The sequence below is a fragment of the Nostoc sp. genome, from assembly GCF_036917615.1.
Lineage (GTDB): Bacteria > Cyanobacteriota > Cyanobacteriia > Cyanobacteriales > Nostocaceae > Nostoc.
Genome location: NZ_JBALCZ010000017.1, coordinates 121613 through 128142, shown reverse-complemented (window position 1 = coordinate 128142; position 6530 = coordinate 121613). Strand labels below are relative to the sequence as shown.

Annotated in this window: 7 protein-coding genes; 4 read left to right on the top strand and 3 right to left on the bottom strand. The window is 43.3% G+C overall.

The window, feature by feature from the left end; all coding sequences use genetic code 11:
• Nucleotides 1-167: 167 nt before the first annotated feature.
• Nucleotides 168-563, bottom strand: coding sequence for a DUF1830 domain-containing protein (locus V7K85_RS05215; protein ID WP_334811597.1), 396 nt, complete (start codon nucleotides 561-563; stop codon nucleotides 168-170).
• A 593-nt stretch (nucleotides 564-1156) separates the two neighbouring features.
• On the opposite strand from V7K85_RS05215, the gene V7K85_RS05210 reads away from it, so the two are divergent.
• The 4 genes from V7K85_RS05210 to V7K85_RS05195 all read left to right on the top strand — a co-directional run bounded on the left by V7K85_RS05210 (nucleotide 1157) and on the right by V7K85_RS05195 (nucleotide 5584).
• A complete protein-coding gene (locus V7K85_RS05210) occupies nucleotides 1157-2749 on the top strand; it encodes a photosystem II high light acclimation radical SAM protein (protein ID WP_334811586.1) in 1593 nt (530 codons plus the stop codon).
• A gap of 146 nt (nucleotides 2750-2895) precedes the next feature.
• Nucleotides 2896-4293, top strand: a complete 1398-nt coding sequence (locus tag V7K85_RS05205) for a DICT sensory domain-containing protein (protein ID WP_334811596.1) — start codon at nucleotides 2896-2898, stop codon at nucleotides 4291-4293.
• Nucleotides 4290-4928 (top strand): pentapeptide repeat-containing protein, encoded by a 639-nt coding sequence (locus V7K85_RS05200; RefSeq protein ID WP_334811585.1) that lies wholly within the window; start codon nucleotides 4290-4292, stop codon nucleotides 4926-4928. The genes V7K85_RS05205 and V7K85_RS05200 overlap by 4 nt, the downstream gene beginning before the upstream one ends.
• 482 nt (nucleotides 4929-5410) lie before the next feature.
• Nucleotides 5411-5584, top strand: a complete 174-nt coding sequence (locus V7K85_RS05195; RefSeq protein ID WP_334811584.1) for a hypothetical protein — start codon at nucleotides 5411-5413, stop codon at nucleotides 5582-5584.
• Here the strand turns inward: V7K85_RS05195 and V7K85_RS05190 are convergent.
• Nucleotides 5581-5922 (bottom strand): S1 RNA-binding domain-containing protein, encoded by a 342-nt coding sequence (locus V7K85_RS05190; protein ID WP_334811583.1) that lies wholly within the window; start codon nucleotides 5920-5922, stop codon nucleotides 5581-5583. The two genes, V7K85_RS05195 and V7K85_RS05190, sit on opposite strands and share 4 nt — an antisense overlap.
• A 72-nt stretch (nucleotides 5923-5994) precedes the next feature.
• On the bottom strand, nucleotides 5995-6528 hold the full coding sequence (locus V7K85_RS05185) for a hypothetical protein (protein ID WP_334811582.1): 534 nt from the start codon (nucleotides 6526-6528) through the stop codon (nucleotides 5995-5997).
• Nucleotides 6529-6530: the final 2 nt, after the last annotated feature.

Genomic DNA, 6530 nt, shown 5'->3' with positions numbered 1-6530 from the left:
GCCCAATGCCCAATGCCCAATGCCCAATGCCCAATGCCCAATGCCCAATGCCCAATGCCCAATGCCCAATGCCCAATGCCCAATGCCCAATGCCCAATGCCCCATAAATGATAAACAAAAAGGGCTGCTGAATTCAGCAACCCTCAAATTGAGCTAAATTGTTTTTTTTAATCAACAGAAGCTAAACTAGCCACTTGTAAAGGTTTTGTAGTATCTTCGGTTTTTGTATTAAGTTGCTGCAACATTGGTTTGGTATTAAAAGGGTCTTTTTCATCTGATGAGTCTGTATCAAACTCATCAGTGCTCGGTTCGTCGAGCATCAGGCGATCGCACGGAATATTATCGGATAAAATTGCACTTGCCATCATCCCTGTATGAATCTCCATTTGACCTTTTTCCGGAGCTTCAAACACTAAACGTTGTCCAGGGAAAACAACTCTTTCAAAGTACCAGTTGGGAATATTGGAGATGCGAGCTACCTGTATTTTGCTCGTGGCATTAATATAGCAGCAGAGAATTTTTCCCGATTGCTCAGGTGGTAGAGGATCTAATATTTGAGCCATAACTGCTGAGGAGCTTTTCGCCACAATTTTACATTACACTAGCCAAGCCTAGCATTGCCTGATCCCCAGTTGCTGTAGCTCCGACTACCAACTCACCTCTTTCTAGATTATTTCTACCTAAAGATATATCGTAGGTTATAAAAATTTCGTAAATATTTATGCCTTGTCTACAATTTTACACTATGTGAACATCTTTGAATTTTTAATCTTTGGCAAAAAAGCTTTAACTTCTTTAGGGCAGATAATTATCGGGTAGGTATAGCGAAGATCCCCTTAGCTTGAGCCTAGTTCAGGAGTGTATTTTTGTGTTTCATCTATCCCACGATTAAAAGCCTGGGATCATCGCTTAATGAATAAACTCAATGTTATCGTAAAGCTATATGAAAATGTCTTCATAAAGCCTCTCTTGATAAAATGCCATGCATTTGGTATGCAAAGTAATTTTATTGATTCTTACATCTGTGAACAAAAGTTCATTTGTATATCAATAATCGGTTTCAATGTCAAGCAAGATTGTAAGAGATTAAGAGCAGCCAAAACAAAAACACGCCTTAAAACTGGAATTTATCTCGCTTTCCCCAAAGATTGGCAAGATGGAAGTCAAAACACCCATGATGGAAAATCGAATTCTTTACGTTCGCCTTCCTTGTAACCCTATCTTTCCCATTGGGGTTGTCTACCTGAGCGATCACGTCCACAAACAGTTTCCTAATATCGAACAGCGCATTTTTGATTTGGGAACAGTGCCACCTTTAGATTACACTTTTGCCTTGGATCGCTGTATTGATGAATTTAAACCGACACTGCTAGTATTTTCTTGGCGGGATATTCAAATTTATGCCCCAGTCGGTGGACGTGGTGGCAACCCACTGCAAAACGCTTTTGAATTTTACTATGCTAAGAATCCTCTATTGAAATTACGTGGGGGATTGGGCGGTTTGCGAATCTTCATCGCTTACTATGTAGAGTTATGGCGGAACCAGGGCTTAATCAAACGCGGTTTAAAGCGTGCCCAAAAATATAATTCTAATGCCCGTGTAGTTGTAGGTGGTGGTGCAGTTAGTGTATTTTACGAACAGTTGGGTAAAAGCTTACCCCAAGGGACAATTATTTCTGTGGGTGAAGGGGAAACCCTGCTGGAAAAACTTTTAAGTGGCAAAGATGTTCGAGATGAACGCTGTTACGTGGTGGGAGAAACTCAACCACGGAAACGGCTAATTCACGAACAACCCACCCCACTCGAAAAAACAGCTAGTAACTATGACTATATCGAAAGCATCTGGCCGGAATTTAACTTTTATTTGCAAGAGCAAGACTTTTATATAGGTGTACAAACTAAGCGTGGTTGTCCTCACAACTGCTGCTATTGCGTCTACACTGTTGTCGAAGGCAAACAAGTACGCATCAACCCAGCAGATGAAGTAGTTGCTGAGATGCGACAATTGTATAATCGCGGCATTCGCAACTTCTGGTTTACCGATGCCCAATTCATCCCAGCGAAAAAATTTATCGACGATGCCATAGAACTGTTGCAAAAAATCGTCGATTCTGGTATTACAGACATCCACTGGGCAGCTTACATTAGAGCCGACAATTTGACACCAGAGTTGTGCGACTTGATGGCGAAAACCGGGATGAACTACTTTGAAATTGGGATCACCAGTGGTTCTCAAGAACTTGTGCGGAAAATGCGGATGGGGTACAATCTGCGAACCGTCTTGCAAAACTGCCGTGATTTAAAAGCAGCTGGTTTCAACGACTTAGTTTCCGTCAATTACTCCTTTAATGTCATTGACGAACGTCCCGAAACCATCCGCCAAACTATCGCCTATCACCGCGAACTAGAACGGATTTTTGGTGCTGATAAAGTCGAACCAGCCATCTTCTTTATTGGACTACAACCCCATACCCATTTAGAAGAATACGCTTTCAAAGAAGGCATCCTCAAACCAGGGTATGATCCAATGAGTTTGATGCCGTGGACAGCCAAAAAACTCCTTTGGAATCCCGAACCCCTTGGTTCATTTTTTGGAGAAGTCTGCTTGCAAGCTTGGCAACAAAACCCCAACGATTTCGGACGCGAAGTCATGAAAATTTTAGAAGAAAAGCTGGGTTGTGCCGACTTAGAAGCAGCACTTTCTGCACCAATAGAGACGAAAGAGAAACAGTTAGCAGGTGTATCCTAAAAAACACGAGTTCTGAATTTCTCCCCCTCTCTTCCTCTGCGTCGCGCCAGTTGCTAAAGAGCGGGAACGCTAAAAGCGAACAAGTCGGGAAACCCGCCCAACGCACTGGCTTCTCTGTGCCTCTGCGGTTATTTTTACCAAATCCCATGTTAGAAGGTTCAATCCTACAACAGCTAGAAACAGCCCATCGCCATACCACCAGGCCAATTCGATTCGGTGTTTACTACAAAAATACCTTAGTTGCCCTGTGCCACGCTCTAGAAGACCATATCTTAACCGACGACGGTACACCCCTAGTTATCACAGCCTTCCAACAGGGTAAATGGTATCTACAAGAAGCTCAACGATATGCAGACATCGCCCAGCGCAGCCGCGAAATTGCCATCATGGCTGCTGCTGAATCCGGCTTTGCTGAACATCCTACTAGCCTCTTACCCAATGTAGACTTAGTGGCATTAGATCCAACTGATCCAGTAGCGCAGGAGTGGCACTTAATTATTTTATCGCCTAGATACACAGCAATGGTAATTTGTCAAGAATTATCAGAAGCTGATTATGGCAGCGCTGGAGTACCGACATCAGACTTAGAGCGGAAATTCTATGGCTTGTGGACATTTGAGCCAGAGTTAGTGCAAGAGACAGCAGAAATAGCGATCGCTCACATTAAAAAATACAACCCAGAACTGGCGAAAAAACTCACAGCCGATAAACAGCAAATTGTACCGTCAATGGCCAGATCCCAAAATTTGGGTGCAGTTGTCTCCCGTGTAGTAGATTATCTCCAAACTGGGCAAGATAATTTATCCATACCAACAGCGCTTCAGAAACAAACGCTGGATCGCAACTTGGTTTCCAACGAAATCCAAGCCTTTTTGCGAATGGCGCAACTGATGGATATGGCAGATGTCAACAATCCAATGGCAGCTGCGGAAGTAGTCGTACTTGCTGAAGCGATCGCCCAGCTTTTGGATCTTCCTGCGTGGCAGATTAAACGGTTGCGGCTGGCGAGTTTGTTGCATCGCATAGATCCATTACAGAAAGCAGAAAGCGTTCTGACTGGCGGTATATCCACACGCTACCAAGAAGATGCCCCCAGTTCTCCCTTAACTTGTCCCTTAGTACCGGGGGCGCAAGTATTGCGAACCATGCCACGATTGCGAGCAGTTGCCCAAATTATTACTCACCAAACCGAGTGGTGGAATGGCACAGGAGAACCAGCAGGTTTAGCTGGAGATGAAATTCCCCTAGAGTCGAGAATTTTGGCATTATTGGCAGACTTTCAGTGGCGACTCAATCAGCGAAAATTGTCAAATCAAAGCCGGGAACAGATATTTACTCAAGCTTTAGATGAGTGCAGACAGCAACAATCAACCCGCTTTGACCCTAAACTTGTAGATACCCTAGCTTTGTTAGTTATGGGTTTACAACAAGGACTTGACTTACCCTTAATGACACCCAAAGTCAGCGCCGGCATCTGGATACTTGATTCCCAATGGGATAGCCACAGCAAGATAAGTGAGGAGATTGGTAGTTACTTTACATGAATATTGAAGCCATTAAATTAGGAAAACTCAAACAACTTCCAGGGGCAAATTTAGAAGACGAGGAACTCTCCCGCCTGGATTTAAGCCGGATTAATCTTGCTGGCGCTACCCTTGTCGGCACTAATTTCGCTAGTTCTAAACTCGAAGGTGGGCATTTGGAGGGGGCAAATTTGATGGGAGCCAACCTTCAACAAACTGACTTACGGGCGAGTTTGATGGGAGCAAACCTGATGCAAGCAGATTTAACAGGTGCTGACTTGCGGGGTAGTAATTTGCGCGGCGCTAACTTGATGGGAGCAAGACTCAGTGATGTGTCATTGGCGGGTGCTTTCTTGAGTGGTGCCAATTTGATGAACGTGAACTTACAAGGTGTTGACTTGCGCGGTACTGACTTGCGCGGTGCAAACCTGACTGGAGCAAATCTCAAGGGTGCAGATTTGAGTCGCGCCGATTTGCAAGGGGCTTTGTTGAGTGAAGCAAATCTGGAAGAAGCTGACTTGCGGGGGGCGAATTTGGCGGGGGCGAATTTGACAGGAGCGAATTTACTTTGTGCAGAGTTAGAAGGTGCTAATTTGAGCGGCGTTAATTTGAATAAGGCGTGTTTAGTGGGTACTGTAGTTGAGACACAGGCGTAAATATTGCATCCAAAAACTACCTATGCCGATTATTTGTATTTTTGAGGACTATCCAGAATGACAACCGTCGCCTCCCAAGTTTCAATCACCACCATGATTCCCATGTTGACTGCTATTGGAAATCGGCAATGGGAACAGTTTAAAGAACTGGAGGCAGATTTTGTATCCGAGATGAAGTACAGGTTTGGCAGGAGGTTTTTAATTTCCATCTCAAGCCAGCACTGAATAAAGATTCTGACAGATGGCTACTAATCCAGTGGTGTGGTAAAGGAATTATATCAGTAAAAAATGTGGCGTAGGTGCGATCGCGCAATGTGAATTATGGCGATCGTTTTTATTCCAATCCGAAGATCACACCTTCGCCGTTTTGCAGTATTCTTAGCTATTGTTAAAATTTTTGCAGATGAAGCAGGTGGAAATTTGTGAGTTTACAATAAATCATCAAACTAGCAAAGCAGCTTTCGACTGTAGACAAAGTACGTTTGATCCAGCAAATTGCTCCTGATATAGAACGCGAGTTAACAGATAAATTGTCTATAATTCCCCGCAAATCATTGTGGGGACTGTGTGCGGATTTGGGAAAAGCACCTTCTGCAGAGGAAATTGATGCAGCCCGTAGTGAAGAATGGGCTAGTACAGCACGGCAGGATATTTAATGTTGCGTGCTGTGGCTGACACCCATCTCTAGAACAACTTGACCGTTTTCAGGATCTAGTTTAACGATCGTTGCTTTTAAATGGTCATTAATTTTGAAAAATTGGTCTGGATGGTCAACAGATGGATGGAACATTTTTGAAGTTGGCAACAAGGCATATAAATCTCCAATATAAACGCGCACACCATAGTCTTTGATGCTCCGTATAGTGCCGCTAACAACTTGACCAACCTGCAATTGCCTGAGTTTCATTGAAACAGAACGATGGATCAGTAATAGCTGATTATACTCCTCTCTCACCTTTATAATCTTGAGTGGAAGTTCCTTCCCTACTACCAATTGCTCCTTATGCTTATTAACATAAGTATGAATTCCCCCATACAAACCCTCAATTTTTACTAATGCACCGCTTCAAGTTTTTTTAAGAATTTTTCCATATACTGTTATGTCTTCAGCCTGCAATTGGCGTAGCCGTTCCCATGCTTTTCGCATTTCTAGTTTGCGAATTGAAAAAGAAACCGTTGGAGGATGCTCTTGAGAACATAAGAACCAGTAAATCCTTACTAATAACCCATGTCTATGAACATCAAGGACTTTAGTGTGTACGAGCAGGTCTTCTCTATTGATAGGATGATTGCATTTTTCAGAAGCCAGATTCAATCCAGTCTCGTACAAGCGATCGCTATCTTTTAGTGTCTCCGGTGAACAATGCGAGAAGAAAATATCGTGTTCACCATCGTAATTTGCCACAACCAGAAATTCTCGGATTTCATTTAGTTGTACGGCTTCTTCTGGGGTCTGAATCTCAACGAATGATAGCTCTACTAATGGCACAAAAGCTAGTTGATCGGTATAAAAATCAACTAGAACACCTGTAGGCTCCAGCTTAATGATTTTTCCAGTGATGAGATCGCCGATTTGAAAGATAGCTAAACTAAAGCTCATAG

Excerpts from the sequence above, each read along its gene's own strand:
- V7K85_RS05215 (WP_334811597.1), bottom strand. The coding sequence starts at position 563 with ATGGCTCAAATATTAGATCCTCTACCACCTGAGCAATCGGGAAAAATT.
- V7K85_RS05210 (WP_334811586.1), top strand. The coding sequence starts at position 1,157 with ATGGAAGTCAAAACACCCATGATGGAAAATCGAATTCTTTACGTTCGC.
- V7K85_RS05205 (WP_334811596.1), top strand. The coding sequence starts at position 2,896 with ATGTTAGAAGGTTCAATCCTACAACAGCTAGAAACAGCCCATCGCCAT.
- V7K85_RS05200 (WP_334811585.1), top strand. The coding sequence starts at position 4,290 with ATGAATATTGAAGCCATTAAATTAGGAAAACTCAAACAACTTCCAGGG.
- V7K85_RS05185 (WP_334811582.1), bottom strand. The coding sequence starts at position 6,528 with ATGAGCTTTAGTTTAGCTATCTTTCAAATCGGCGATCTCATCACTGGA.